Annotated in this window: 25 protein-coding genes; 7 read left to right on the top strand and 18 right to left on the bottom strand. The window is 67.1% G+C overall.

Going from position 1 to position 23,409, the window contains the following annotated elements; all coding sequences use genetic code 11:
- Both BVC93_RS21165 and BVC93_RS21160 read left to right on the top strand, forming a co-directional pair.
- Positions 1-990, top strand: a complete 990-nt coding sequence (locus BVC93_RS21165) for an aromatic ring-hydroxylating dioxygenase subunit alpha (RefSeq protein WP_236950047.1) — start codon at positions 1-3, stop codon at positions 988-990.
- A gap of 24 nt (positions 991-1,014) precedes the next feature.
- Positions 1,015-1,962, top strand: coding sequence for a PDR/VanB family oxidoreductase (locus BVC93_RS21160; RefSeq protein ID WP_083739187.1), 948 nt, complete (start codon positions 1,015-1,017; stop codon positions 1,960-1,962).
- A gap of 2 nt (positions 1,963-1,964) precedes the next feature.
- Here the strand turns inward: BVC93_RS21160 and BVC93_RS21155 are convergent, their stop codons facing one another.
- Positions 1,965-2,639 (bottom strand): sensor domain-containing protein, encoded by a 675-nt coding sequence (locus BVC93_RS21155; RefSeq protein WP_192860052.1) that lies wholly within the window; start codon positions 2,637-2,639, stop codon positions 1,965-1,967.
- The gene (lepA, locus tag BVC93_RS21150) at positions 2,639-4,498 is read right to left on the bottom strand and encodes a translation elongation factor 4 (RefSeq protein ID WP_083739185.1); all 1,860 of its coding nucleotides are present in this window, start codon (positions 4,496-4,498) and stop codon (positions 2,639-2,641) included. The genes BVC93_RS21155 and lepA overlap by 1 nt, the downstream gene beginning before the upstream one ends.
- 116 nt (positions 4,499-4,614) lie before the next feature.
- Between lepA and BVC93_RS21145 the strand changes: the two genes are divergently transcribed.
- Positions 4,615-5,253, top strand: coding sequence for a type II toxin-antitoxin system PemK/MazF family toxin (locus BVC93_RS21145; RefSeq protein WP_157517015.1), 639 nt, complete (start codon positions 4,615-4,617; stop codon positions 5,251-5,253).
- A 60-nt stretch (positions 5,254-5,313) separates the two neighbouring features.
- Here the strand turns inward: BVC93_RS21145 and BVC93_RS21140 are convergent, their stop codons facing one another.
- Together BVC93_RS21140 and BVC93_RS21135 are read right to left on the bottom strand one after the other, a co-directional pair.
- Complete coding sequence (locus BVC93_RS21140; RefSeq protein ID WP_236950046.1) at positions 5,314-5,916, bottom strand: GNAT family N-acetyltransferase; 603 nt, start codon at positions 5,914-5,916, stop codon at positions 5,314-5,316.
- A gap of 8 nt (positions 5,917-5,924) precedes the next feature.
- The gene (locus tag BVC93_RS21135; RefSeq protein WP_083739182.1) at positions 5,925-6,353 is read right to left on the bottom strand and encodes a CBS domain-containing protein; all 429 of its coding nucleotides are present in this window, start codon (positions 6,351-6,353) and stop codon (positions 5,925-5,927) included.
- A 141-nt stretch (positions 6,354-6,494) separates the two neighbouring features.
- Here BVC93_RS21135 and BVC93_RS21130 point away from each other — a divergent pair, with 141 nt between their 5' ends.
- On the top strand, positions 6,495-7,478 hold the full coding sequence (locus BVC93_RS21130) for an aldo/keto reductase (RefSeq protein WP_236950045.1): 984 nt from the start codon (positions 6,495-6,497) through the stop codon (positions 7,476-7,478).
- Between the two features lie 57 nt (positions 7,479-7,535).
- Positions 7,536-8,369 carry a ribonuclease Z gene (locus BVC93_RS21125; RefSeq protein ID WP_083741206.1) on the top strand — a complete coding sequence of 278 codons (834 nt, stop codon included), beginning with the start codon at positions 7,536-7,538 and terminating at the stop codon, positions 8,367-8,369.
- Between the two features lie 484 nt (positions 8,370-8,853).
- Here the strand turns inward: BVC93_RS21125 and BVC93_RS21120 are convergent, their stop codons facing one another.
- From BVC93_RS21120 to BVC93_RS21105, 4 genes are all read right to left on the bottom strand, one after another.
- On the bottom strand, positions 8,854-9,057 hold the full coding sequence (locus tag BVC93_RS21120; RefSeq protein WP_083739180.1) for a cold-shock protein: 204 nt from the start codon (positions 9,055-9,057) through the stop codon (positions 8,854-8,856).
- A 112-nt stretch (positions 9,058-9,169) separates the two neighbouring features.
- Entirely contained in the window at positions 9,170-10,009 is an 840-nt protein-coding gene (locus BVC93_RS21115) for a transglutaminase family protein (protein WP_083739179.1), read from the bottom strand.
- Entirely contained in the window at positions 10,010-10,987 is a 978-nt protein-coding gene (locus BVC93_RS21110; protein WP_083739178.1) for an alpha-E domain-containing protein, read from the bottom strand.
- On the bottom strand, positions 10,987-12,576 hold the full coding sequence (locus tag BVC93_RS21105; protein WP_236950471.1) for a circularly permuted type 2 ATP-grasp protein: 1,590 nt from the start codon (positions 12,574-12,576) through the stop codon (positions 10,987-10,989). The genes BVC93_RS21110 and BVC93_RS21105 overlap by 1 nt, the downstream gene beginning before the upstream one ends.
- Positions 12,577-12,879: 303 nt before the next feature.
- Here BVC93_RS21105 and rpsT point away from each other — a divergent pair, with 303 nt between their 5' ends.
- A complete protein-coding gene (gene rpsT / locus BVC93_RS21100) occupies positions 12,880-13,140 on the top strand; it encodes a 30S ribosomal protein S20 (RefSeq protein WP_083739177.1) in 261 nt (86 codons plus the stop codon).
- 59 nt (positions 13,141-13,199) lie between these two features.
- Here rpsT and holA read toward each other — a convergent pair whose 3' ends face one another.
- Genes holA through BVC93_RS21085 form a run of 3 tightly spaced genes read right to left on the bottom strand, consistent with a single transcriptional unit; the run spans position 13,200 to position 16,491 of the window.
- Positions 13,200-14,171 (bottom strand): DNA polymerase III subunit delta, encoded by a 972-nt coding sequence (holA, locus tag BVC93_RS21095; protein ID WP_083739176.1) that lies wholly within the window; start codon positions 14,169-14,171, stop codon positions 13,200-13,202.
- Between the two features lie 29 nt (positions 14,172-14,200).
- Positions 14,201-15,688 carry a ComEC/Rec2 family competence protein gene (locus tag BVC93_RS21090; RefSeq protein ID WP_083741204.1) on the bottom strand — a complete coding sequence of 496 codons (1,488 nt, stop codon included), beginning with the start codon at positions 15,686-15,688 and terminating at the stop codon, positions 14,201-14,203.
- Between the two features lie 26 nt (positions 15,689-15,714).
- Entirely contained in the window at positions 15,715-16,491 is a 777-nt protein-coding gene (locus BVC93_RS21085; protein WP_083739175.1) for a ComEA family DNA-binding protein, read from the bottom strand.
- A gap of 151 nt (positions 16,492-16,642) precedes the next feature.
- On the opposite strand from BVC93_RS21085, the gene BVC93_RS21080 reads away from it, so the two are divergent.
- Complete coding sequence (locus tag BVC93_RS21080) at positions 16,643-17,683, top strand: NAD(P)H-dependent amine dehydrogenase family protein (protein WP_083739174.1); 1,041 nt, start codon at positions 16,643-16,645, stop codon at positions 17,681-17,683.
- Between the two features lie 48 nt (positions 17,684-17,731).
- Here BVC93_RS21080 and BVC93_RS21075 read toward each other — a convergent pair whose 3' ends face one another.
- The 7 genes from BVC93_RS21075 to BVC93_RS21045 form a co-directional block, all read right to left on the bottom strand.
- Positions 17,732-18,556: a DegV family protein gene (locus tag BVC93_RS21075; RefSeq protein WP_083739173.1), complete on the bottom strand. Its 825-nt coding sequence runs from the start codon at positions 18,554-18,556 to the stop codon at positions 17,732-17,734.
- 2 nt (positions 18,557-18,558) lie between these two features.
- Positions 18,559-19,281, bottom strand: coding sequence for a diglucosylglycerate octanoyltransferase (octT, locus tag BVC93_RS21070; RefSeq protein ID WP_083739172.1), 723 nt, complete (start codon positions 19,279-19,281; stop codon positions 18,559-18,561).
- Positions 19,271-19,921 (bottom strand): glucosyl-3-phosphoglycerate phosphatase, encoded by a 651-nt coding sequence (gpgP, locus tag BVC93_RS21065; RefSeq protein WP_083739171.1) that lies wholly within the window; start codon positions 19,919-19,921, stop codon positions 19,271-19,273. The genes octT and gpgP overlap by 11 nt, the downstream gene beginning before the upstream one ends.
- A 26-nt stretch (positions 19,922-19,947) precedes the next feature.
- Positions 19,948-20,331: a ribosome silencing factor gene (gene rsfS, locus BVC93_RS21060; RefSeq protein WP_083739170.1), complete on the bottom strand. Its 384-nt coding sequence runs from the start codon at positions 20,329-20,331 to the stop codon at positions 19,948-19,950.
- Positions 20,328-20,966, bottom strand: coding sequence for a nicotinate-nucleotide adenylyltransferase (gene nadD, locus BVC93_RS21055; protein WP_083739169.1), 639 nt, complete (start codon positions 20,964-20,966; stop codon positions 20,328-20,330). Before nadD ends, rsfS begins: the two co-directional genes overlap by 4 nt.
- Positions 20,967-21,083: 117 nt before the next feature.
- On the bottom strand, positions 21,084-22,529 hold the full coding sequence (locus BVC93_RS21050; protein WP_083739168.1) for a vWA domain-containing protein: 1,446 nt from the start codon (positions 22,527-22,529) through the stop codon (positions 21,084-21,086).
- Positions 22,529-23,407, bottom strand: a complete 879-nt coding sequence (locus tag BVC93_RS21045; RefSeq protein WP_083739167.1) for an AAA family ATPase — start codon at positions 23,405-23,407, stop codon at positions 22,529-22,531. The genes BVC93_RS21050 and BVC93_RS21045 overlap by 1 nt, the downstream gene beginning before the upstream one ends.
- Between the last annotated feature and the right edge of the window lie 2 nt (positions 23,408-23,409).

The following is a 23,409-nucleotide window of genomic DNA, read 5'->3' as shown; positions in this document are numbered from 1 at the left end:
ATGACTCTGACAACACCTGCGAGGACCTCGTCCAGCAGACGCGAACTCGCCGAAGCCGCGATGCGCCGGTCCTGGTTTCCCGTCGCGCGCATCGGCGATCTCGACACCCCCCAGCGCGCCACCCTGCTGGGCGAGAAGCTGGTGGTCTACCGCGACGGCACCGGTCGGGTGGCCGTGCAGTCGCGACGCTGCCCGCACCGCGGCGGCGACCTGTCCCGCGGTGAGATACACGCCGGGTCCATCAGCTGCCCCTACCACGGGTGGGAGTTCGCCAGCACCGACGGCACCTGCAGCCGGATTCCGTCACTGGCGGACCAGTCCAAGATCCCGCCTCGCGCTGCAATCACCAGCTACCCCGCTGTGGAGCGCTACGGCCACGTGTGGACGGTGCTGGAAGACCCGATCCGCGACCTCTACGAGATACAGGAGTGGGACGGCGTCGACCTGGAATGGCTGGCTGCCGATCCGATCGATTCCGGTGTCGGAGTGGGCATCTCGATAGAGAACTTCCGCGATGTCGCCCACTTTCCGTTTGTACACAAGGTCTCCATGGGTCCCACTCCGGAGGTGGTGGAGCCACTCCAGGTCAGCCGCGACGGGCTCGACGTGTGGATGGACCGGCCGCTGAATGCCGGCACCGGGGACTGGGCTGAAGACGGCAACTGCATGATGCGATATCGCTGCGCGGCACCGGGTTTCGCATCCATCACCTATCACTACGAGCAGCTCGGTCGGCGGGTCGTCGCCGGCTTCCCGTCACCGGTCTCCTACGAGGAAGTCAAGATCTTCTGGGGGTGGCCAACGAAGTCGGCTACCGAGGTGCCGACCTGCAGGAGTGTCTGCGCATCGAAGAAATGGTGTACCTCGAGGACATCCCCGTGGTGGAGCACGTCGAGCCCCGCGAGATCCCCTGGGACGGTGAAGTCCTCGAACTCTCGGTGCCAGCTGACCTCTTCACCCTCAACTACCGTCGTTGCTTCCACGACCTGATGAGCCGGGTGCAGGATCTCCCTGATGCCGTCGGCTGACTCGCTGCAGGTGCGGGTCACCGCGACGCGGTGGGAGGCTCACCGCGTCACGTCGTTCGAGCTGGCACCGGTCGACGGCCAGAACCTGCCACCGTGGTCACCCGGTGCCCACATCGACGTGCGCCTACCGTCGGGCACGGTGCGGCAGTACTCGCTCTGCGGCGACCTCGCCAACCGGCAGGCCTATCGCATTGCGGTACTGGAGCTGCCGCAGGGTCGGGGCGGCTCACTCGAGGTGCACCGCGAACTGCGCGCGGGCACCGTCCTCACCATCGGGGCGCCTCGCTCCAACTTCGCCCTGGTGGACGCCGACCGGTACGTGTTCGTCGCCGGCGGTATCGGCATCACACCGCTGCTGCCGATGATCCAGCACGTCGCCGAGCGCGGCATCAAGTGGGAATTGTTCTACGGCGCCCGATCCCGGGAACATTTCGCCTTCCTCGGCCGGCTCGGCAACGACTCGGTACACCTGGTGGCGCAGGACACCGACGGGCTGATCGACCTCGAGCAGGTGGTGGCCGAATCCGTTGGTGCGGCGCTGTACTGCTGCGGGCCCCGTCCGCTGATGGATGCGTTGTCCGCGCGGATGCTGCGCGAGCATCGCACCGCTGACCTGCACATCGAGCACTTCGGCGCTACGGCGGTGCCGTCCGGCGATGTCGCGCAGGATGGTTTCGACCTCGAACTGGCGCGCAGCGGCGTCGTGGTGACCGTGCCCGCGGGGCAGTCCGTGCTCGAGGCGGTTCGCGGCGCGGGAGTCGATCATCCCTCGTCGTGCGAGATGGGCTTCTGCGGCACGTGCGAGGCACGGGTGCTGTCCGGCGCCGTCGATCACCGCGACGAGTTGCTCACCGAGGAGGAGAAGGCCCGCGGCACCACCATGTTGATCTGCGTGTCCCGGGCCGCCGGCGAACGCCTGGCCTTGGACATCTGAATTCAGCCGACGTTCTTGGCCAACGCCTCGACGATGGTGACCGCCTGCTCGTCGGGTGACATGCTGCACGCCGATGCCTCGACCACGACGTCCGACACCGCCGACATGGCGTGCTGACAGGTCCAGCCGTCGGCGTCGAGCTGCAGAGCGTTCTGACTGATCATGGTGTCGGACACCGTCATCGCCTCGAACACCCAGGTGAACACGTAATCGCCGTCGAACATCGACAGCTCCTGGTCCACGCACTCCTGCCACTGGGTCTTCGACGACTCGTAGAACGCCGAGGCGTCCTGCTCGGACGGGAACCGCACGGCCGTCTGCTCCACCCAGTGCGCGGGGTCATCAGTGGGCTGCGTCAGCACCTCGTCGGCGACTTCGGTCCACCCACTGCCGGAGTAGATGATGTCCTCGGCGTTGTAGAGCGCCCCCAGACACGCGGGGTCCGACACGTCGCCGCTGTGATCGACCATCTCGTCGATGGACTCCACCAACTCGATGTCGTCGGCACCCATGATCGAGTTGATCTCCTCGACGCTGAGCAGTGTGGAGGCCAGGTCACCCGAACGCGGACCGTCCGAACCACCCGCGTCAGCCGGCTTCGCTGTTCCCACAACCACATTGGTACAACCGGTCAACGCCACCGCGGCCACCGCGGCCAGCAGACCGTGTCGCAGCACTATTTTTTGCCCTTGTCCGCCGACGAGTCGGTGGACAATGCCGCGACGAACGCCTCCTGCGGCACGTCGACCCGTCCGATGGTCTTCATGCGCTTCTTGCCTTCCTTCTGCTTCTCCAGCAGCTTGCGCTTACGGGTGATGTCACCGCCGTAGCACTTGGACAGCACGTCCTTGCGGATGGCCCGAATATTCTCGCGGGCAATGATTTTCGCGCCGATCGCCGCCTGGATGGGCACCTCGAACTGCTGGCGCGGGATCAACTCCTTGAGTTTGGTGGTCATCTTGTTGCCGTACTCGGCGGCCGAATCCTTGTGCACGATCGCACTGAACGCGTCGACGGCCTCCCCCTGCAACAGGATGTCGACCTTCACCAGATCGGCTTCCTGCTCACCGGACTCTTCGTAGTCCAGGCTGGCATAACCGCGGGTGCGGGACTTCAATGAGTCGAAGAAGTCGAAGATGATCTCGCCCAGCGGCATGGTGTAGCGCAGCTCGACCCGCTCCGGCGACAGGTAGTCCATTCCGCCGAGCTCGCCTCGGCGGGACTGGCACAGCTCCATGATGGTGCCGATGAACTCGCTGGGCGCGATGATGGTCACCTTCACCACGGGTTCGTAGACGGCGCGGATCTTGCCCTCGGGCCAGTCGGACGGATTGGTCACCACCAGCGCCTGGTCCGGAGTGTTCTTGCCCTCCGTGATCACCCGGTAGACAACGTTGGGTGAGGTGGAGATCAGGTCGAGGTCGAACTCGCGCTCGAGACGCTCACGGGTGATCTCCATGTGCAGCAGCCCCAGGAAGCCACAGCGGAAACCGAACCCGAGTGCCACCGACGTCTCGGGCTCGTAGGTCAGCGCGGCGTCGTTGAGCTGCAGCTTGTCCAGCGCCTCACGCAGGTTCGGGTAGTCGGACCCGTCCACCGGATACAGCCCCGAATACACCATGGGCTTGGGTTCGCGGTACCCGGTGAGCGCTTCGGTGGCCCCGTTGCGAGCCGAGGTCACGGTGTCGCCGACCTTGGACTGGCGGACATCCTTGACACCGGTGATGAGGTAGCCGACTTCGCCGACGCCGAGACCGGTGGTGGCCTTCGGCTCGGGTGAGACGATGCCGACCTCCAGCAGCTCGTGTGTGGCGCCGGTGGACATCATCTTGATCTTCTCGCGCGGGTTGAGCTTGCCGTCGACCACGCGGACGTAGGTGACCACGCCCCGGTAGATGTCGTAGACCGAGTCGAAGATCATGGCGCGCGCGGGTGCGTCGGCGTTGCCCTGAGGAGCGGGGATCTGGCGCACCACCGCATCCAGGAGTTCGGGCACCCCGGCACCGGTCTTCCCGGACACCCGCAGCACGTCGTCGGGTTCACATCCGATGATGTGCGCGATCTCGCCGGCGTAGCGTTCCGGATCCGCCGCGGGCAGATCGATCTTGTTGAGCACCGGGATGATCGTCAGGTCACGGTCCAGCGCCAGGTAGAGATTGGCCAGCGTCTGCGCCTCGATGCCCTGGGCGGCGTCCACCAGCAACACCGCACCCTCACAGGCCTCCAGCGCGCGGGACACCTCGTAGGTGAAGTCGACGTGGCCGGGCGTGTCGATCAGGTGCAGTACGTAGTCCTCACCCTCGACCGACCAGGGCAACCGGACGTTCTGCGCCTTGATGGTGATGCCACGCTCGCGCTCGATGTCCATGCGATCGAGGTACTGCGCCCGCATGTCACGGTCGGCGACCACGCCGGTGATCCCCAGCATCCTGTCCGCCAGTGTCGATTTCCCATGGTCGATATGGGCGATGATGCTGAAGTTGCGGATCTGCGCCGGGGGGGTGAAGGTCTTGTCGGCGAAACTGCTGATGGGAATCTCCTGAGTACTGGGAGGTGCGTGCCCTCAAAACGCCCGGTTAGGCGCCTCAAGAGTATCGAGAGGCGGCCGTCACGAACCAATCGTGGGCAGGTTCCTCCCCTATGCTGCTAATCATGGCGACGCAGTGGAAGTCGTTCCAGCAGGTTCTCAAAGCCGCCGAGCATGTGGTCTTCACCGAGGCCCCGAAGATCATCAAGGGCCTGCAGAACCCGCAGGCGGTACAGCGCAACATTCAGCAGGGCCTGCAGAGGGGTCTGGCGCAGGGCATCAAGATCGGCATGGACGCCCTGGCAGCCAATGCCGCCGAGCAGCAGGCCGCGCAGAAGCGTGCCGCGATTCCGGCCGGACGGCCGATCACCAACAACGTGGTGCCCTCGGCCCAGCGAGCTCGCAAAGTCGTCTACTCCCCCGACCTGGACGGCCGGGCCGACCCGGGTGAGATCGTCTGGACCTGGGTGGCGTTCGAGGACGACCCATCGCGGGGCAAGGACCGCCCGGTGCTGGTGGTGGGCCGCGACCGCCAGACGCTGCTGGGTCTGATGCTGTCGAGCCAGACTCACCATTCCGAGGACCCGGACTGGATCGGCATCGGTGCCGGGCCGTGGGATCACGAGGGCAGACCGAGCTGGGTGCGCCTGGACCGGGTGCTCGACGTGCCGGAGGAGGGCATCCGCCGTGAGGGCGCGATCGTCGAGCGCACCACGTTCGATCTGGTGGCGGCACGCCTGCGCGCCGAGTACTCCTGGTCGTGAGTTGGGATTTCGGCGTGATTCCGACCGCTCAGCGACTGGATTCACGCCGAAATCCCTCGGTCAGCGGGGTTGGCGCCACATCGCCCACAGCGGCGGCCCGCCGCGCGGCAGCGCGATCTCCCGGGTGACCTCGAACCCGAACCGCTGGTAGTACGGCACATTGTCGGGTTTGGTCGACTCCAGATAGGCCGGGGCATGCTCGGCATCCACGCGGTCCAGCCGCGACGTCATGAGCGCGTGTCCGAATCCGGCGCCACGGTGGGCGGGATCGCTGCCGATCACCGCCAGATACCAATGCGGCTCCTCGGGGTGGTGCTCTTTCATCAGGTCGGCGACCTCCTGGCCCACCGACACGCGCGACCCGAACGCCCGGATGAATCCCGGCATCATCAGCAGGCCCTCCAGCCGCGACTGTTGCCAGCGGTTCGGCGGGTCCCACAGCGCTGCCGCGGCAACATCGTCACCCGCCACTTCGGCGCCGGCCCCAGACAGGAAGTGGTGACGCGTCATCGTCGCGAACATCCGCTCCAGACCGGAGGTGCGTTTACCCGGATCAGGCAACATCCACGTCATCACGGGGTCGTCAAAGAACGCTCGACCGAGAGTTCGCGCCAGGGCGCGGACATCGGACCTGCGAGCCGGACGGACAGCATGAGTAGCCACTTCCCGATTCAACCCTGGGTGATGTACGCCTGCAGCTGTTCCTGCTCAGCCTGCAGTTCCTCCATCCGGGTCTTGACCACGTCGCCGATGCTGACGATGCCGGCCAGCCTGTCACCGTCCATCACCGGGACGTGGCGCACGCGGTTGGTGGTCATCAGCGCACTGAGACTGTCGACGGAATCGCCGGGCGCGCACGTGGCCACGGTGGTGGTCATGATGTCGGCCACCGGACGGCGGAGCAGGTCCGTGCCCAACTCGTGCAGTTTGCGTACCACGTCACGCTCGGAGACCATCCCGATCACCCCGCCCGGCGACACCACCACCATGGCTCCGATGTTGTGCAGGACCAGCTCGTTGAGCAGTGCCCCGACCGAGGTTTGTGCGGTGATGGTGGCGACGGCGTCGCCCTTGGCCCGCAACACGTCAGCGATCCTCATCGATGCCTCCGCTCAGTGATCCATCTCACACCAGGCTAAGCCCGCCAGGAGCAACTGTGAAGACGCTGTACAGCGGAATAGAGGCCGCCGTCGCAGGCTTGGACCCGGTCGAAGCCGATGACGACGAAAGGGAACCCTTCGATGACAGTGACACTTGGCGATCAACTCACGGTGAGCGAGCTCGGATTCGGTGCGATGGCGCTGACACCGGTGTACGGCCAGGTGGACGACACGGAGTCGTTGGCGACGCTGAACCACTGTCTCGACATCGGGGTGACCTTCATCGACACCGCCAACGTCTACGGCGGCGGCGACAACGAACGGCTGATCGCGACTTTGCTGGCCGACCGCCGTGACGAGGTGGTGCTGGCCACCAAGTTCGGCATCACCGGCAACCCTGCTGCCGGCGACCGCAGCTCACGGGGCGACGCCGAGTACGTGCACCAGGCCGTCGACGAAAGCCTGGGCCGCCTGGGCACCGATGTGATCGACCTCTACTACATGCACCGCCGCGACCTGACCGTCCCCATCGAGGAGACGGTGGGCGCGATGGCCGAGCTGGTGACCGCAGGCAAGGTGCGCCACCTCGGGCTGTCCGAGGTCACCGCCGACGAGCTGCGGGCCGCGACGGCCGTGCACCCCATCGCCGCCGTACAGAGCGAGTGGTCGATCTGGAGCCGTGACGTCGAGACCAACGTGGTGCCCACCGCGGTGGAACTCGGGGTCGGGTTCGTTCCGTACTCACCGCTGGGCCGGGGTTTCCTCACCGGGACCGTCCGGTCGACGACCGATCTGGGCGCCTTCCGCGGCGCGTTGCCCCGATTCTCCGCAGACACACTGCAGGCGAATCTGTCTGTGGTGGAAGTTATCTCGGCAGTGGCGGCAGAGGTGGGCGCCACCGCCGCGCAGGTGGCGCTGGCGTGGCTGCGCTACCGGGCGCAGGCGCTGGGCGTGGCATCGGTACCGATCCCGGGAACGCGACGGGCAGCCAGGGTCGACGAGAACGTGGCCTCACTGCGGGTGGAACTGAACGCCGAACAGCTGGGCGCTCTCGACGCGGTGGGCGCACAGGTGCGCGGTCAGCGTTTCGGGGACCCGTCCTGGATTTCGGCCGGACGCGAATAAGCCCGACACAAGCGGCGATTCACCGCTGAGCGAGGTTGCATCCGGTTAGCTATGGGGATGATCGAAGTGACTCTGCTCGGAACGGGATCGCCGCTGCCCGATGCACGTCGGGCCGGACCGTCCACCCTGGTGCGTGCCGGCGGCCAGACCTTCCTGGTGGACTGCGGGCGTGGCGTGCTGTTGCGGCTGACGGCTGCGGGTGTCGGCGCCAATGGCCTGACCGCGCTTCTGCTGACCCACCTGCACAGCGACCACATCGCCGAACTGGGTGACGTGATCATCACCCGCTGGGTCAGCACCTTCACCCCGGATCCACCGCCGCTGCAGATCATCGGGCCGCCCGGAACCGCGGCAGTGGTGGACGCCATCCTCACGGCGTTCGGTTTCGACATCGGCTACCGCATTGCGCACCACGCCGATCTGACGGCTCCCCCACCGCTGGAGGTGCACGAGTACACCGAGGGGGTGGTGTGGGACGCCGACGGCGTGCACATCACCGCAGGGCCCACCGACCACCGCCCGGTGGACCCCACCATCGGGTTCCGCGTGGAAGCCGAGGGCAACTCGGTGGTGCTGGCCGGTGACACCGTGCCGTGCGCCAGCCTCGATGCCTTGAGTTCGGGCGCGGATGCGCTGGTGCACACGGTGATTCGCAAGGATCTGGTGGCGCTGATGCCGATGCAGCGCATCAAGGACATCTTGGACTACCACTCGTCAGTGGAACAGGCTGCTGCCACGGCGGCCCGCGCAGGAGTCGCCACCTTGATCCTCACGCATTATGTGCCCGCGTTGGTTCCGGGTCAGGAAGACCAGTGGCGCGCACTGGCCGCCACCGAATTCAGTGGACGCGTCGAACTCGGCGACGACCTGCACACTGTGCAGGTCGAGTGATGCCGGCCGCCGGTGCCGACAGCGCCGGGGTAGGGTGTGTGAAGCGGCGGCACTGCGAACAAGCGGCATATCGAGCCCTGTGAACGTCGGTCAGCAACCGACAGCAGTGACCCTTCCACCGCTTCGAAGGATAACGCCCCATGGATACGTCCGACCTGTTCTCGCATCTCGATTCACAGACCGATGCACCGTTGAACAATCACTCTCAAGAGCCGACGCAGGCACCGGTCTTCTCCAACCGGCAAGGCGAGCCGTCAGATCCGCGGTCGTCGTGATCGGCGCGGCCGGTCAGGCCGCGCCTGCGGCCCAGCTTCTCCGGCCGTGGCCGGAGAAGCTGACACTGCTGGAGACCAGCGCTTTCGTCAGGCGTGGCTGCAGAGGCGGAAAGCCGGCGCTGGCCTGCTGAAACAACCGCGATCACAGTTTTGCGACATACAAAAAGCTGGTGTGGCGAACCCACACCAGCTTGTTGTCCGCGTGAGCGTCAGATCGCGGTGACGCCCACTGCCTGGGGGCCCTTGGCGCCCTGCTCGACCTGGAATTCGACGCGTGCGTTCTCCTCGAGCGTGCGGAACCCGCCGCCCTGGATCTCGGAGTAGTGGACGAAAACATCCGCTGCGCCGCCGTCAGGAGCGATGAAGCCGAAGCCCTTTTCGCCGTTGAACCATTTCACAGTTCCCTGTGCCATTTACTTACTTCTCTCATCAAAAGCCGACGCACGAAACGCACCGGCGATGTCCAACGTTAACACGAACTGCACCGGTTCATCGAATAGATTGCGACTCTTATCTTTTGACTGATCATGCCAGCCTGGTGATCTCCACGATGACATCGAGGTCGGTGGACCCCTCACCGGAGTAGATTCCCTTGAGCGGGGTGACGTCAGCGTAGTCGCGACCGACGCCGACGCTGATGTACTGCTCGTTGATCTCGGCGTCGTTGGTGGGATCGTAATTCCACCAGGCGCCGGTCCAGGCCTGCAACCAGGCATGGCTCTGCCCGTCGATGGTGTCGCCAACCTTGGCCTTCGGCTTCGGATGCAGATAGCCCGACACGTAGCGGCACGGAATCCCCATGCCGCGCAACAGAATCAGTGTCAGGTGGGCAAAGTCCTGGCAGACCCCTTTACCTTCGCGCAGCGCGTCGAGACCCGAGGAATGCACACCGGTGGTGCCCGGCACGTACTTCAGCTCGGCCTGCACCCAGCGGGCGGCCTCGATCACCGCCGCTTCTGGATCGTGATACTTGGCGATGCGCCGCCCCACCCGCTCGATGCGCTTGCTCGCCGGGGTGTAGTGCGTGGGCGTCAGGAACTCGTCGAACCGGTCGATCACCGCATCCGATGCCAGATCATCCCAGGTGACCTTGGTGTCGGGGGGTTCCGGCTTGTCCGTCTCCACCACCGACGACGCGGTGACCTCCAGCTCGGTGTGCGGCGCGTGCAGATCGAACGCGGTGACGGCCGTGCCGAAGTAGTCGACGTAGCGGTAGGACCGCGTAGCAGGCACCGTCTCCACCCGGTTCAGGATGACGTTCTGTCGCGAATCCGACCGAGGAGTCAACCGGGCTTCGTTGAACGACGCAGTGACCGGCGACTTGTAGGCATAGCCCGTCGAGTGCACCACTCGCATCCGCCACATCTAGATCTCACCCTCCTCGATCACCAACGACCCATTTCGGCCGGCATCGGTCCACGCGACCCACGGCGCAGAGTGGAAGTACTGCAACGCCAGTGCTTCTCCGACGTCGGCGCACATCTTCTGCAGCCCCGCCAAGCGCTCCTCCAGCGATTCCAGCAGCAGGCCCGGCCGCAGGAACTCCAGCTCGCTGCGCGCCCGACCCAGCAGCCGCTGGGCCTCGGCAGTGGCACCGAGACGGTTGTGCGGGCGGTTCAGCAGCTCATCGAGGCTGTGTTCGGCCAGCCGCAGCGAGTAGAACACCGACCGCGGAAACAGCCGGTCCAGCAGCATGAATTCGACAACGCGGCCGGCGTCGAGCACACCGCGGTAGGTGCGCAGGTACGTGTCGTGGGCGCCTGCGGACCGCAGCACCGTCACCCAGGCCGGTGAGGACGCGCTGTCTCCGACGCGGGCCAGGAGCATGCGGACCGTCATGTCCACCCGTTCGATGGCCCGGCCCAGCACCATGAACCGGTAACCGTCGTCGCGGGACAAGGTGGAGTCGGCCAGCCCGGCGAACATCGCGGCCCGGTTCTCCACGTAACTGAGGAACTCATGCGGGCCGAGGCGTTTGGCCGCCCGTTCCCGCTCCCCCAGCGCGTTGTAGGTGGTGTTCAGGCATTCCCACATCTCGGTGGAGGTGACTTCACGTGCGCCACGGGCGTTTTCACGTGCCGCCGAGATGGACTCGACGATGGAGCAGCCGCCGTCGGTGTCGCGGCTGAACGCCACGAGGTCGGTCAGTGACCATACGTCCAGCGCCTCCTTCGGAGGCTTCATCCCGAGCACGCGCAACAACACCCGAGAGGCGTGGTCGGGGTCGACGCTGGAATCTTCCAGCAGCTGGTGCACCGTGACGTCGAGGATTCGCGCCGTATCGTCGGCCCGCTCGACGTAACGGCCGATCCAGAAGAGCGATTCGGCGTTGCGCGCGAGCATCAGTCCACCACCGCCTGTTGTTGTTGCTGTTGCTGTTGCTGGTTCTGCGGGCCTTGCTGCTGGCTCATCAGGCCGACGCCCTGCTGCTGTTGTTGCTGCTGGGTAGAACCGGCGCCGTCGCCGTTGCGCTCGGCTGCCGCCTTGGGCGCCTTGGGCAGTGCCCGAACCACTTCGGCGGCACCGAGTTCACGGTCGGCGACCGAGGTGCGCGAGGCCAGCACCCAGGTGTCCTTCGATCCGCCGCCCTGGCTGGAGTTCACCACCAAGGACCCTTCCGGCAGGGCGACGCGGGTCAGTCCTCCGGGCAGTACCCACACGTTGTCGCCGTCGTTCACCGCGAAAGGGCGCAGATCCACGTGACGCGGCGCCAGATTGTCGTCGATCTGGGTGGGCACCGTCGACAACTGGACCACCGGCTGGGCGATCCAACCGCGAGGATCTGCGCGCACCTTCTTCGAGATCGCGGCCAGTTCCTTCTCCGACGCGTCCGGACCGAACACGATGCCGTAGCCCCCCGACCCCTCGACAGGTTTGATCACCAGTTCGTCGATGCGGTCCAGCACTTCTTCGCGCTCGTCGTCGAGCCAGCACCGGAAGGTGTCGACATTGGCCAGCGCCGGCTTTTCGCCCAGGTAGTACTCGACCATGGTCGGCACATAGGTGTAGACCAGCTTGTCGTCACCCACCCCGTTGCCGACGGCGCTGGAGATCACCACGTTGCCGGCTCGCGCCGCGTTCAGCACGCCCGCGACACCCAGCACCGAGTCCGGTTTGAAGTGCATGGGGTCCAGGAACTCGTCATCAATACGGCGGTAGATGACGTCCACCTGGCGCTCGCCTTCGGTGGTGCGCATGTAGACGGTGTTGTCACGGCAGAACAGGTCGCGCCCCTCGACCAGCTCGACCCCCATCTGACGGGCCAGCAGGGAGTGCTCGAAGTACGCCGAGTTGTAGACGCCGGGGGTGAGAACCACCACCGTCGGGTCGGCCTCGTTGGTGGCCGCCGACTTGCGCAGGGCGCGCAGCAGATGCGACGAGTAGTCACCGACGGCGCGCACCCGGTGGGAGGCGAACAGGTTCGGGAACACCCGCGCCATGGTTCGGCGGTTCTCCATGACGTACGAGACACCCGACGGAGAGCGCAGGTTGTCCTCCAACACCCGGAAGGTGCCCTGACCGTCGCGCACCAGGTCGATACCGGCGACGTGGATGCGCACCCCGTTGGGCGGGACGATGCCGACGGCCTCGCGGTGGAAATGCTCACACGAGGTGATCAGGCGGCGAGGGATCACGCCGTCGCGCAGGATCTCCTGATCGCCGTAGATGTCATCGAGGTACATCTCCAGCGCCTTGACCCGCTGGGTGATGCCACGCTCCAGCCGGGACCATTCCGCCGCCGAGATCACGCGCGGTACGAGGTCCAGCGGGAAGGGGCGTTCCTGGCCGGACAGCGAGAACGTGATGCCCTGGTCGATGAACGCGCGACCCAGCGCGTCGGAGCGGGCCGCGAGCTCGGAGGCATCCGACGGCGCCAGCTCGGCGTAGATGCCCTTGTACGGTCCCCGCACAGCGCCCTGGGCATCGAACATCTCGTCGAACGCTTGGTCATAGGACCCACGTTTGTTGTAGCCGTCGAAGATCTGCTCGTGTTTTTTGGACGCCGCCGAAGCGTTGCGCGACTGGCGTCCGGTCTCGCTGGGCAAGGTTCGAAGGCTCACCTGTCACATGCTGCACTACGAACGCCGTTTCGGCAGGTTAGTACGCTCGACTTTGGGATATCGGGGACCCTGCTGGTAACCTGAACAGTCGCTGCCCGCCGCCGGGCGCGCTGGCACCTGAACACTGGGGTGCCCGAAACCAGTCTTGACGAGAAAGTACGAAGGAACTCACGCGTGGCCAACATCAAGTCGCAGCAGAAGCGCATCCTCACCAACGAGCGCGCCCGACTGCGCAACCAGTCGGTGAAGTCCGCGCTTCGCACGGCTGTCCGCGGATTCCGGGAAGCCGTCGAAGCCGGTGACAAGGAAAAGGCCGGCGAGCTGCTGGCGTCCACCAGCCGCAAGCTCGACAAGGCAGCCAGCAAGGGCGTCATCCACAAGAACCAGGCCGCCAACAAGAAGTCGGCACTGTCCCTGGCGCTCAACAAGATCTGAGTACCTGAACCTGCTCAAAGGCAGCCCGCCACTGGCGGGCTGCCTTCGTGTTTCTCCGGTCAGCCCCGTCCGGCCGCGGCGATCTCGGCCACCTTGCGGACCGCCGCCTCCAGCGCATAGTCCGCATCCGCGGCCGCGCCCTTGACGTCCGCATTGAGTGCCGCCACCAACCGGATGGCGTCGGCCACCCCGTCACGTGACCATCGCCGGGACTGCTTCTGCGCCTTCTGGATGCGCCACGGCGGCATCCCCAGTTCGGAAGCCAACCGGTAGGGGTCTCCCGACAACGGCCCCACCCGCGCAATGGTGTGCACGGCTTCGGCCAGCGCATCGGCCAGCACCACGCGCGGTTCGCCGCTGAGCATCGCCCAGCGCAGTGCCTCGGCCGCCCCTTGGACGTCACCGAGGACCGCCTTGTCGGCGATGTCGAACCCCTTCACCTCGGCTTTGCCGCTGTGGTAGCGGCGCACCGAGGCGGCGTCGACGCGGCCGTCGGTGTCAGCGACGAGTTGTGAACAGGCCGAAGCCAATTCACGGACATCGGAGCCCACGGCATCGATCAACGCATTCACCGTGTCCTCGTCCACCTTGACCCGCAGCGCACGGAACTCGCGGCGCACGAAGTCGACACGTTCACCGGGCTTGGTGATCTTGGCGCACGGGTGAACCTCGGCGCCCAGGTCCTTGAGCTGCCCGGCCAGCGCTTTGGCCCGGCCGCCGCCGCTGTGCACCACCACCAGCATGGTGCCCTCCGGCAGTTCGCCTGCCACCGAGGCGATCAGCGCCACGGCCTCCTTGCCGGCCTCCGCAGCGGCCTCGAGCACCACCACCCGCTCATCGGCGAACAGCGACGGGCTCAGCAGCTCGGCCAGCTCACTGGTGCTGACCTCACCGGCGCGCAGACGATCCACCGGCACGTCACGGGTTCCGGCGAGCTTGCGCGCCTGGGCGAGCACCGCCGTGATGGCCCGCTCGACCAGCAGCTCTTCCTCACCCAGGATCAGATGTAGTCCTCGAACCTGTTGGCTCACCGCACGATCGTTTCACGTCGGGCTGACACTCAGCCGCCCAGGCATCCCGCCGCCGCCCACGCCAGCAGACACACCGTCGCGGCGGCGGCCACGAGCCGGAACCCGCGGGTGCGCCACAGCAACACCGCTGCCACCACCGCAGTACCCATGACGAGGGCACCGCCGGGACCGGACGGCACCGACACCGAGGCGTTCGGGACATCTGCACCGAGGTGCGCCACGTGCAGCAGCCACCACAGCTCCGGACCGGTGAAGCGGATCAGCAACCCGGCCGCCGACGGTACGACCGGTGCGAGTGCCGCGGCGGCGGTGCCCAGCACGGTGATGGGCGCGATCACCGGAGCGACGAGCACATTGGCCGCCACCGACACCAGGCTGAGGCTGCCGGAGAGCCCGGCGATCAGCGGCGCGGTGACCAGCTGCGCTGCCAACGCCACGCACAGCGCGTCCGCAACCGGCTTCGGCCAGCCCCTGGCCACCAGCCGACGCGACCACAGCGGCGCCAGCACCACCAACGCGGCGGTGGCCGACACCGACAGCGCGAATCCGATGTCGACCGCCAACTGCGGAGCCACGGCCAGCAATCCCACCACCGTGGCCGCCAGCGCCGGAATGGCCTGCCTGCGCCGCGCCGACACCACCGCCACCAACGTGATGGCACCCATCACCGCTGCCCGCAACACACTGGCGGTGGGTTGCACCACCACCACGAACGCCACCAGCATCAGCGCGGCCAGCATCACCGCGATGCGTGGCCCGACGATCGCCGCCGACAGCAGAACCGCTCCGCAGACAATCGTGACGTTGGCGCCGGAGACGGCGGTCAGATGCGTCAGTCCGGCTGTTCTGAAGTCGGCCACGATGTTCTGCGGCAGCACCGAGGTGTCACCGAGGACCAACGCGGGCAGCAGAGCGGCCTGGTCGGCAGGCAGCACGGCGCGTGCGGACTCGGCCAGCAAGCTGCGGAGGTGCTGGGCGCCGCGCTGTACCGCTGTCGCCGGGCCGACGGTCGGGCGGCCCGAGACGGTGAGCACCGCGACGGTGAGATCTCGACGGGTTGGTGGGCCCACCCTGGCCGACAGCCGTACCGACTGTCCCGCGGTGACCGCGCCGAAGGAGCTGACCGAGGCGAAAATGACTACCCTGCCTCGCATTTCGCTGTCGCGGTGCAGCCGCAGGTCGGCCTTGATCAACATTCGGCCGTTGCCCAACACGCGTGGACTCTCGGTGACCAGCACGGTGACCTCGGTCTGCCGGCCGACGCTCTGCAGGATCGGGTGGTGCTCAACCGCGTTGTCCCGCAACGTCACTGCGATGCCGAAGCCGGTGCCGATGACGGCCGCGGCCAGCACCGCCGTGTACACCGCACGTCGTCCGGTATCGGGCGCGCGCTGCCGTAGCAGCGCGGCCACACCTGCGACCCCTGCGCTGACCACCGTCGCCATCACCCCGGCCTGCCACACGATGCCCGCCGCGGTGACCGCCCAGGAGGTCGCCGCCGCCGGCACCAGCCGCAGGTCGTACCGAGTGGCCTCCTCGGGCGTCACACTGTGACGAGGTCCCGCAGCTTGTCGAGCCGGGCAGGCCCGATGCCGTCGACCTCACCGAGTTGCTCGACGGTGCCGAACGGGCCGTTGGCGTCCCGCCAGGCGATGATGGCCGCTGCGGTCACCGGACCGACGCCGGGCAGGGTGTCCAGCTGTTCGGCGGTGGCGGTGTTCAGATCCACCTGGCCCACACCCTGGGCGGGCGACGGGCCGGCCGCCGGGGCCGCGGACGGGTCCGGGGCCACCGAACTACCCAGCGCGGCTTGCTGACCGGGCAGCGGCGCGATTCCGACCACCACCTGTTCACCGTCGGCAACCCGCCTGGCCATGTTGAGCCCGAGGGTGTCGGCGCCATCGGTGACACCGCCGGCGGCGGCCAAGGCATCGGCCACCCGCGCGCCCGCAGTCAACGTCACCAGGCCGGGCTTGTGCACCAGGCCCACCACACTGACGATCACCGACGTGTCCTGCGGCGGCGGACTGGTCGACGACACCATCTCCACAGCAGGCAGATTCGCCGCGGCCACCGGCGGAGGTTCGTCGCGGATCAGGGTGAACACGGTGATCAGCACAGCGATGGCGGCCACGCCCCCCAACGCCCATGCACCGGCCCGGCCGGGGTCGGCGCGCGCGGACTCCCACCAGCTGCGCGGCTCGGCATCGGGCACCCACCGGGGCAGCAGGTCCTTGGGATCATCGGCGGCCGGTTCGGGTTCCTCGGAAGCCTCGGCGAGGCGGCGACGCAGTCGCTGGGTGGGCAGTTCAGTCGGCATGTGCCCGACCGTAGGTGCGGGCCCGGACAGATCGCCGGCCCCGGATCGTGATCTGTGGATGACCGCGCAACTGTGGATGAACCCGGTTTCGGCCCGTCTCGCCGATCCGAGCAGACATACTCACCAAAAGTGTCTACTACCGGGAGTGCCGATGACAGCCGCGATCAGGGTTCTGCAGTGGACCACGGGGAACATCGGCCGACGGTCGCTGCACGCGATCATCGGCCGCCCCGACATGGAACTGGTCGGGGTGTACGCGCATGGCGAGGACAAGGTGGGGCGAGACGCCGCCGAGCTGGCGGGCTGGCCCGAGCCCACCGGGGTGCTGGCCACCAACGACATCGACGCTCTGCTGGCACTGGACGCCGACGCGTGCTGTTACAACCCACTGTGGCCCAGCGTCGACGAGTTGGTGGCGCTGTTGGAGAACGGCGTGAACGTGTGCACCAGCGCCGCCTGGATCACCGGCGGCAAGCAGACGCCCGCCGACCGTGAGCGCATCCTGACCGCTTGTGAGACAGGCAAATCCACCATCTTCGGCAACGGGGCCCACCCGGGCATGACGAACATGGTCGGCATGGTTCTCTCGGGTTCCTGCGAACGCGTCGACGAGATCCGGATCACCGAGTCGGTGGACTGCTCCACCTACGAATCGGCGGGTACGCAGTCGGCCATGGGATTCGGTCAGGATCCCGACACCCCGGACCTGGCCGAGAGCGTGCGCCGGGAGAGCGAGGTGTTCGCCGAATCGGCGGCCATGATGGCCGACGCCATCGGCGCCCAGCTGGATCGGATGACCTTCGACGTGCAGTTCACCGCCGCCACCGCCGACACCGACCTGGGCTTCATGAAGATCCCCGCGGGCACCGTCGGCTCCGTGTACGGCTACCACCGCGGCTGGGTCGGCGAGCGCAATGTCGTCAGCGTCGGATTCAACTGGACCATGGGCGATCACGTCACGCCCCCCAAGCCGCTGGAGCACGGTCACGTCATCCAGGTGTTCGGCGTGCCCAACATGCGTACCGTGGTGCACTGCCTGCCGCCGAGAGACTGGACCGAACCCGGCTTCATGGGCCTGGGGATGATCTACACCGCGATGCCGGTGACCAACGCGGTCCCCGCCGTCGTCGCGGCGGCACCCGGCATCGTCACGCTCAAGGACCTGCCCCCGGTCACGGGCCGCTTCCGTTAGGGATTTGGGCGTGATTACCGTCGGTGAGCGACCGGATTCACGCCCAAATCACAGGGAGACGACGACGGCCAGGGCGCCGGCGCCGACGTGCAGCGCCAGCACCGGGCCGAGGTCGGTGACCATCGGGGCGTCGCAGTTGGGCAACCGCGAGCTCAGAGCCGACGCCAGCTCCTCGGCCGCGGCCGGGTCGGCCACATGATGCACGGCCAGCGCTGCCGGTGCGTCTCCGACCAGCTCGCACACCTTGTCCTGCATGGCCATGACGGCCTTGGATGCCGTTCGGACACGTTGGGCCAGAACCAATTTACCGTCCTCGATCCGTAGCAACGGCTTGAGCGACAGCGCGGTCCCGAGCCATGCCGCGGCACCGCCGATGCGGCCGCTGCGGCGCAGGTTGTCCAGTCGGTGCACCACGATGAAACCGTGACAGCCGCGCACCGCGGCCTCGGCGGCCACTCCCACCTCATCCAGGCTCGCCCCGTCGGCGGCCGCCTTGGCAGCGGCCAGTGCCACGAAGCCGGTTCCCATCGCGGTGGATCGGGAATCGAGGACGCGCACGCTTCCGCCGAACTGCTGGGCGGCCTGTTGGGCGGCCCCGAAGGTGCTGGACAACGCCGCGGACAGATGCACCGCCAGCACGCCGTCACCGCCGCTTTCCTCCAGCGCACTGGTGTAGGCGGCGCTGAGTTCGGTCAGTGTGGCACCTGCGGTCGAGGCGGCGCGTTCGTGGATGTCTTCGGGGACGTCGTCGACACCGTCGGACAGGTCGTCCTCGTCGACGAGGATGTGCAGTGGCACCACCCGGATACCGTGTGCGTCAGCCAGTTCCGCGGGCAATCGTGCCGAGGAGTCGGTGACGACGATGACGGCCACGGTCAGCCACCAGCGTGCACGCCGGCGGTGGCCAGCGCTTCGAGCATCAGATCAGCGACGGCTCGGTGTCCCTCGAAGTTCCAGTGGATACCGTCAGGGTTGCCGCGGCCGGCGTAGATATGTTCGGCCACAGCCTCTTTGAGGTCCACCAACGGGATGTCGTGCTCACCGGCCCATGTGGTCAACGCCGCGACGGTGCCCGGACGGCCATGGTGGGCCCTGCCGTACGTCTCGGCGATGTGCACGCTCGGCAGCGAGGCCACCATCGGAATGCCAGGACGGTTGAAATCGATGGCACCGCGCGTCATCTCGAGGTACTCGACCGACAGGGCCGGCGGCAACGCCGCGGGTGCATACGGCGACAGCCGCGGCTGCAGCCAGCCGTAACCCTCACGCACCCACCGGCGCAACCGCGGGGGCCGGACGTACCGGATCAGTTCACGCAGGGCCGTGGGTAGCGGCGACGGCAGTGAGTCCATACCACCGGTCGCGAAGATCACCGCCCCCGCGCGCGGTAACGCGGCCCACGATCGCGGGTCCTGGGTGGCGGCCCACCAGACGTCACGGCAGGTCCACCCGATGCGTCCGATCAGTTCCAACTGCCAACCCAGTCGGTCGGCAACAAGATTCGGCCAAATCCTCGGATCGTCGGCAGGCAAACCGCCCGCGGGCCCGTAGTAGGCCAGCGAGTCGGCGAAAACCAGAAGCGTCCGCTCAGAGGACATCGTTGGCGACCTGCGCCGAAGCATTCCAGACGTCGAGTCGCCACTTGACATCGTCCGCGTCGGCCGCCGAATGCCCGGACAGCTGCACCCAGCTGGCGTTACCCATCCCACCCAGGATCGGCCAATTGTCCACCGGGATGTCGAGCACTGCCGCTGTCAGCGCCGCGATCAGGCCACCGTGAGCCACCAGCACCACCGGCCGATCAGCGTCACCGTCGCTGTCTGATCCCCATTCGGGTTGTCCGGCAACCAGTTCGGCGACCAGTGGCAGACTGCGTGCGGCGACGTCGACGCGGCTCTCACCACCGTGGGGCGCCCAGCGGGCGTCGTCGCGCCAGGCCAGCCGGGCACCCGGGGCGATCTCGTCGACCTCGAGGTGATTGAGGCCCTGCCAGTCGCCCAGGTGGGTCTCCCGCAGGCGGGTGTCCACACCGACGGTCAGCCCGGTGCGCTCCCCCAGCGCCACCGCGGTGTCGTAGGCGCGGCGCAGGTCCGAGGACACGATGAGCAGCGGCTGCCGCTTGGCCAACACCTCGGCGGCGGCCACCGCCTGGCTGCGGCCCAGCTCGGTCAGGTCGGTGTCGATCTGGCCCTGCATGCGGCTGCCCGCATTCCATTCGGTCTGGCCGTGCCGCAGCATCACGAGTCGACGGATCCGGCGGGAGCTCACTTGTCGGCCTCCCCGTCGACGTCGCCGAGGTCCACCTCGATCACGGGACAGTCCTTCCACAACCGGTCCAGCGCGTAGAAGTCGCGTTCGTCGCGGTGCTGGACATGCACCACGATGTCGACGTAATCGAGCAGAACCCAGCGGCCCTCCCGTGTGCCCTCGCGGCGGGCCGGCTTGTGCCCGGCCAGCCGCATCTTCTCTTCCACTTCATCGACGATGGCATTGACCTGCCGGTCGTTGGCACCCGAGGCCAGCACGAAGCAGTCGGTGATGACCAGCTGTCCGGACACGTCGATGACCACCACATCCTCGGCGATCTTGGCCGCGGCGGCCCGGGCGGCGACTTCTGCCATCGAAATGGCTTCGTCGGTGGCTGTCACACGATCTCCTGATTCGTCTTGGCCAGTCTGCGGCCGAGTGGGGTGGCGGGGTCCGGCTGATAGAGCCCGCGTTTGGACACGTACTGGACCACACCGTCGGGCACCAGGTACCAGATCGGGCGTGAGGCCTCGGCGCGACGACGGCAGTCCGTCGACGAGATGGCCAAGGCCGGGATCTCGACGAGCGACAACGCATCCGAGGGCAGCTCGGCCTGGGCGGCTTCGATGTGCTTGCCGTTGAGCTCGAACCCGGGCCTGCTGACGCCGACAAAGCGGGCCATCGAGAACAGGTCCTCCCAGTTCTGCCAGGACAGGATCGAGGCCAGGGCATCGGCGCCGGTGATGAAGAACAGGTCGGAGTCGGGGTTCGACGCCTGCAGATCGCGCAGGGTGTCCTTGGTGTAGGTCTTGCCGCCCCGCTCGATGTCGACGCGGCTGACCGAGAACCGCGGATTGGAGGCGGTGGCGATGACCGTCATCAGATACCGGTCCTCGGCCGCGGTGACGCGGCGGCCGGCCTTCTGCCAGGGCTGGCCGGTGGGCACGAACACCACCTCGTCGAGGTCGAAGAGATCGGCCACCTCACTGGCGGCCACCAGGTGCCCGTTGTGGATGGGATCGAACGTCCCGCCCATCACACCCAGCCTGCGTCGAGTCACGAATAGGCAGCTTACGGCAGCCGCCGAAGCGTCGAGATCGACGTTTTGCCACCGCGCACTCGCACAAACGGGCCCATCCGCCGGTTTCGGCGCTCAGACCGGAAGGAGCTGGTCGATCACCGACGCCAACTGCTTGGCCGAGCGGCACTCGTGCATGGTGATGACCTCCTGGTAGCGCGGCACGGCAGAGTCGCCGCTGCCCCACAGGTGCTTGGGCTCGGGATTGAGCCAGTGCGCATGCCTGCTGGAGGACACCATCTGGGTCAGCAGTTCGGTCTGCGGGTTGCGGTAATTGGTGCGGCCGTCGCCGAGGATCAGCAGGGAGCTGCGCGGTGAAAGCACATTCGGAAAACCCGTGGTGAACGAGCTGAACGCGTGCCCGTAGTCGCTGTGCCCGTCGCGGGTGTACACGCCCGCTTCGCGGGTGACGCGCTGCACGGCGATCGCCAGGTCGGCTTCCGGGCCGAACATGTGGGTGACCTCGTCGGTGGTGTCGATGAAGGCGAACACCCGCACCCGGGAGAACTGCTGACGCAGCGCGCTGACCAACAGCAAGGTGAAGTGGCTGAACCCGGCCACCGAACCGGACACGTCGCACAGCACCACCAGCTCCGGGCGGGCGGGCCGGGGTTTGCGCAGCACCACGTCGATCGGCACGCCGCCGGTGGACATGGATTTGCGCAACGTCTTGCGCAGGTCGATCTGCCCGGACCGGTGGCGACGACGTTTGGCGGCCAGCCGGGTGGCAAGGGTGCGAGCCAGCGGCTGGACGGTCTTGCGCATCTGACGCAGCTGGTCACCGGAGGCACGCAGGAACTCGACGTTCTCACTGAGCTGCGGGATGCCGTACATCTGGACATGGTCACGGCCGAGTTGTTCGGCGGTGCGCCGCTTCGTCTCCGACTCCACCAACTGACGGATCTGACTGACACGTTGGGCAGCAAGAGATTTGGCAATCTCCTCCTGCGACGGGGTGGGTTGCTCGCCGTAGCCGGCCAATAACCCGGCCAACAGCTTGCCCTCGAGTTCGTCGAGCCCGATAGCCCGCAGAGTCTGATACGACGAATACGACGGGCCACGACTGGAGTTGTACCGGCCGTAGGCCTCCACGATTTGGGCGATCATCGCAGCCAGCCGCTGGTCCAGCTCGGCCGGATCCTTGTTGTCGGACAACAGGTCGGCCAGCATGCCCCGCATGGCCTCGACGTCCTCCGGCGGCAGCTGCGGCGCGGCGTCCCGACCGTCCTGCGGTGGCTCCAGAACCGTCCGGTCGCCGAGCGCGGCCGGCCACCAGAGATCGAACATCGCGTCGTAGGTGTCGCGATGATCGGAGCGTCGCAGCAGTGCGCACGCCAAGCCCTCCCGCAGCACCTCTCGGTCGCCGAGTCCGAGAGTGGACAGCACCTGGCCGGCGTCGACGGTTTCCGACGGTCCGACGGCGATCCCGGAGCGACGCAGCGCCTCGACGAACCCGACGAGATGGCCCGGCAACCCGTGGGGAGCCAGGGGTTGTGCGGGGTGGGTTCGGCGGACGGCCATCAGTTGAGCCGCAGTTCCCCGGCGGCCTTCTGCTGATCGGACTGGTGCTTGAGCACCACGCCGAGAGTGGCCGCGATGGTGGCGTCGTCGATGGTGTCCATGCCGAGCGCCAGAACGGTGCGGCCCCAGTCGATGGTCTCGGCCACCGACGGCAACTTCTTGAGCTGCATCCCGCGCAGCACACCGATGATGCGCACCAGCTCCTCGGCCATCCGATCCGGCAACTCGGGCACCCGCGACAGCAGGATCCGGCGCTCCAGGTCGGCGTCGGGGAAATCGATGTGCAAGAACAGGCAGCGCCGCTTGAGCGCCTCCGACAGTTCGCGGGTGGCATTGGAGGTCAGCACGACGAACGGCTTGCGCTCGGCGCGGATGGTACCCAGCTCGGGGACCGTGACGGCGAAGTCCGAGAGCACCTCCAGCAGCAGGCCCTCGATCTCGATGTCGGCCTTGTCGGTCTCGTCGATCAGCAGCACCGTCGGGTCGGTACGCCGGATCGCGGTCAGCAGCGGCCGTGACAGCAGGAACTCCTCGCTGAACACGTCATCGCGAGTCTGATCCCAGTCACCCTGGGCCGCCAGGTTGCCCGTCTGGATGCGCAGGATCTGCTTGGCGTGGTTCCACTCGTAGAGCGCCCGAGCCTCGTCGACCCCTTCGTAGCACTGCAGGCGTACCAGCTCTGAGCCCGTCGATTGTGCCACCGCCCTGGCCAATTCGGTCTTGCCGACCCCCGCGGGCCCCTCGACCAGCAGCGGTTTGCCCAGCCTGTCGGCCAGGAACACCGCGGTGGCGGTGGCCGTGTCGGGCAGGTAGCCGGTTTCGGCCAGCCGCCGGGCCACATCGTCGATATCGGCGAACAGAGGTGTCGCAGTGGTCAACT

The organism is Mycobacterium sp. MS1601 (assembly GCF_001984215.1).
Taxonomy (GTDB): domain Bacteria; phylum Actinomycetota; class Actinomycetes; order Mycobacteriales; family Mycobacteriaceae; genus Mycobacterium.
This window is presented reverse-complemented; position numbering and strand designations above follow the sequence as displayed.

Excerpts from the sequence above, each read along its gene's own strand:
- BVC93_RS21165 (WP_236950047.1), top strand. The coding sequence starts at position 1 with ATGACTCTGACAACACCTGCGAGGACCTCGTCCAGCAGACGCGAACTC.
- BVC93_RS21160 (WP_083739187.1), top strand. The coding sequence starts at position 1,015 with ATGCCGTCGGCTGACTCGCTGCAGGTGCGGGTCACCGCGACGCGGTGG.
- BVC93_RS21145 (WP_157517015.1), top strand. The coding sequence starts at position 4,615 with ATGGCGACGCAGTGGAAGTCGTTCCAGCAGGTTCTCAAAGCCGCCGAG.
- BVC93_RS21135 (WP_083739182.1), bottom strand. The coding sequence starts at position 6,353 with ATGAGGATCGCTGACGTGTTGCGGGCCAAGGGCGACGCCGTCGCCACC.
- BVC93_RS21130 (WP_236950045.1), top strand. The coding sequence starts at position 6,495 with ATGACAGTGACACTTGGCGATCAACTCACGGTGAGCGAGCTCGGATTC.
- BVC93_RS21125 (WP_083741206.1), top strand. The coding sequence starts at position 7,536 with ATGATCGAAGTGACTCTGCTCGGAACGGGATCGCCGCTGCCCGATGCA.
- BVC93_RS21120 (WP_083739180.1), bottom strand. The coding sequence starts at position 9,057 with ATGGCACAGGGAACTGTGAAATGGTTCAACGGCGAAAAGGGCTTCGGC.
- BVC93_RS21115 (WP_083739179.1), bottom strand. The coding sequence starts at position 10,009 with ATGTGGCGGATGCGAGTGGTGCACTCGACGGGCTATGCCTACAAGTCG.
- BVC93_RS21110 (WP_083739178.1), bottom strand. The coding sequence starts at position 10,987 with ATGCTCGCGCGCAACGCCGAATCGCTCTTCTGGATCGGCCGTTACGTC.
- BVC93_RS21105 (WP_236950471.1), bottom strand. The coding sequence starts at position 12,576 with ATGTTCGATGCCCAGGGCGCTGTGCGGGGACCGTACAAGGGCATCTAC.
- BVC93_RS21085 (WP_083739175.1), bottom strand. The coding sequence starts at position 16,491 with ATGCCGACTGAACTGCCCACCCAGCGACTGCGTCGCCGCCTCGCCGAG.
- BVC93_RS21080 (WP_083739174.1), top strand. The coding sequence starts at position 16,643 with ATGACAGCCGCGATCAGGGTTCTGCAGTGGACCACGGGGAACATCGGC.
- octT (WP_083739172.1), bottom strand. The coding sequence starts at position 19,281 with ATGTCCTCTGAGCGGACGCTTCTGGTTTTCGCCGACTCGCTGGCCTAC.
- gpgP (WP_083739171.1), bottom strand. The coding sequence starts at position 19,921 with ATGCTGCGGCACGGCCAGACCGAATGGAATGCGGGCAGCCGCATGCAG.
- nadD (WP_083739169.1), bottom strand. The coding sequence starts at position 20,966 with ATGGGCGGGACGTTCGATCCCATCCACAACGGGCACCTGGTGGCCGCC.
- BVC93_RS21050 (WP_083739168.1), bottom strand. The coding sequence starts at position 22,529 with ATGGCCGTCCGCCGAACCCACCCCGCACAACCCCTGGCTCCCCACGGG.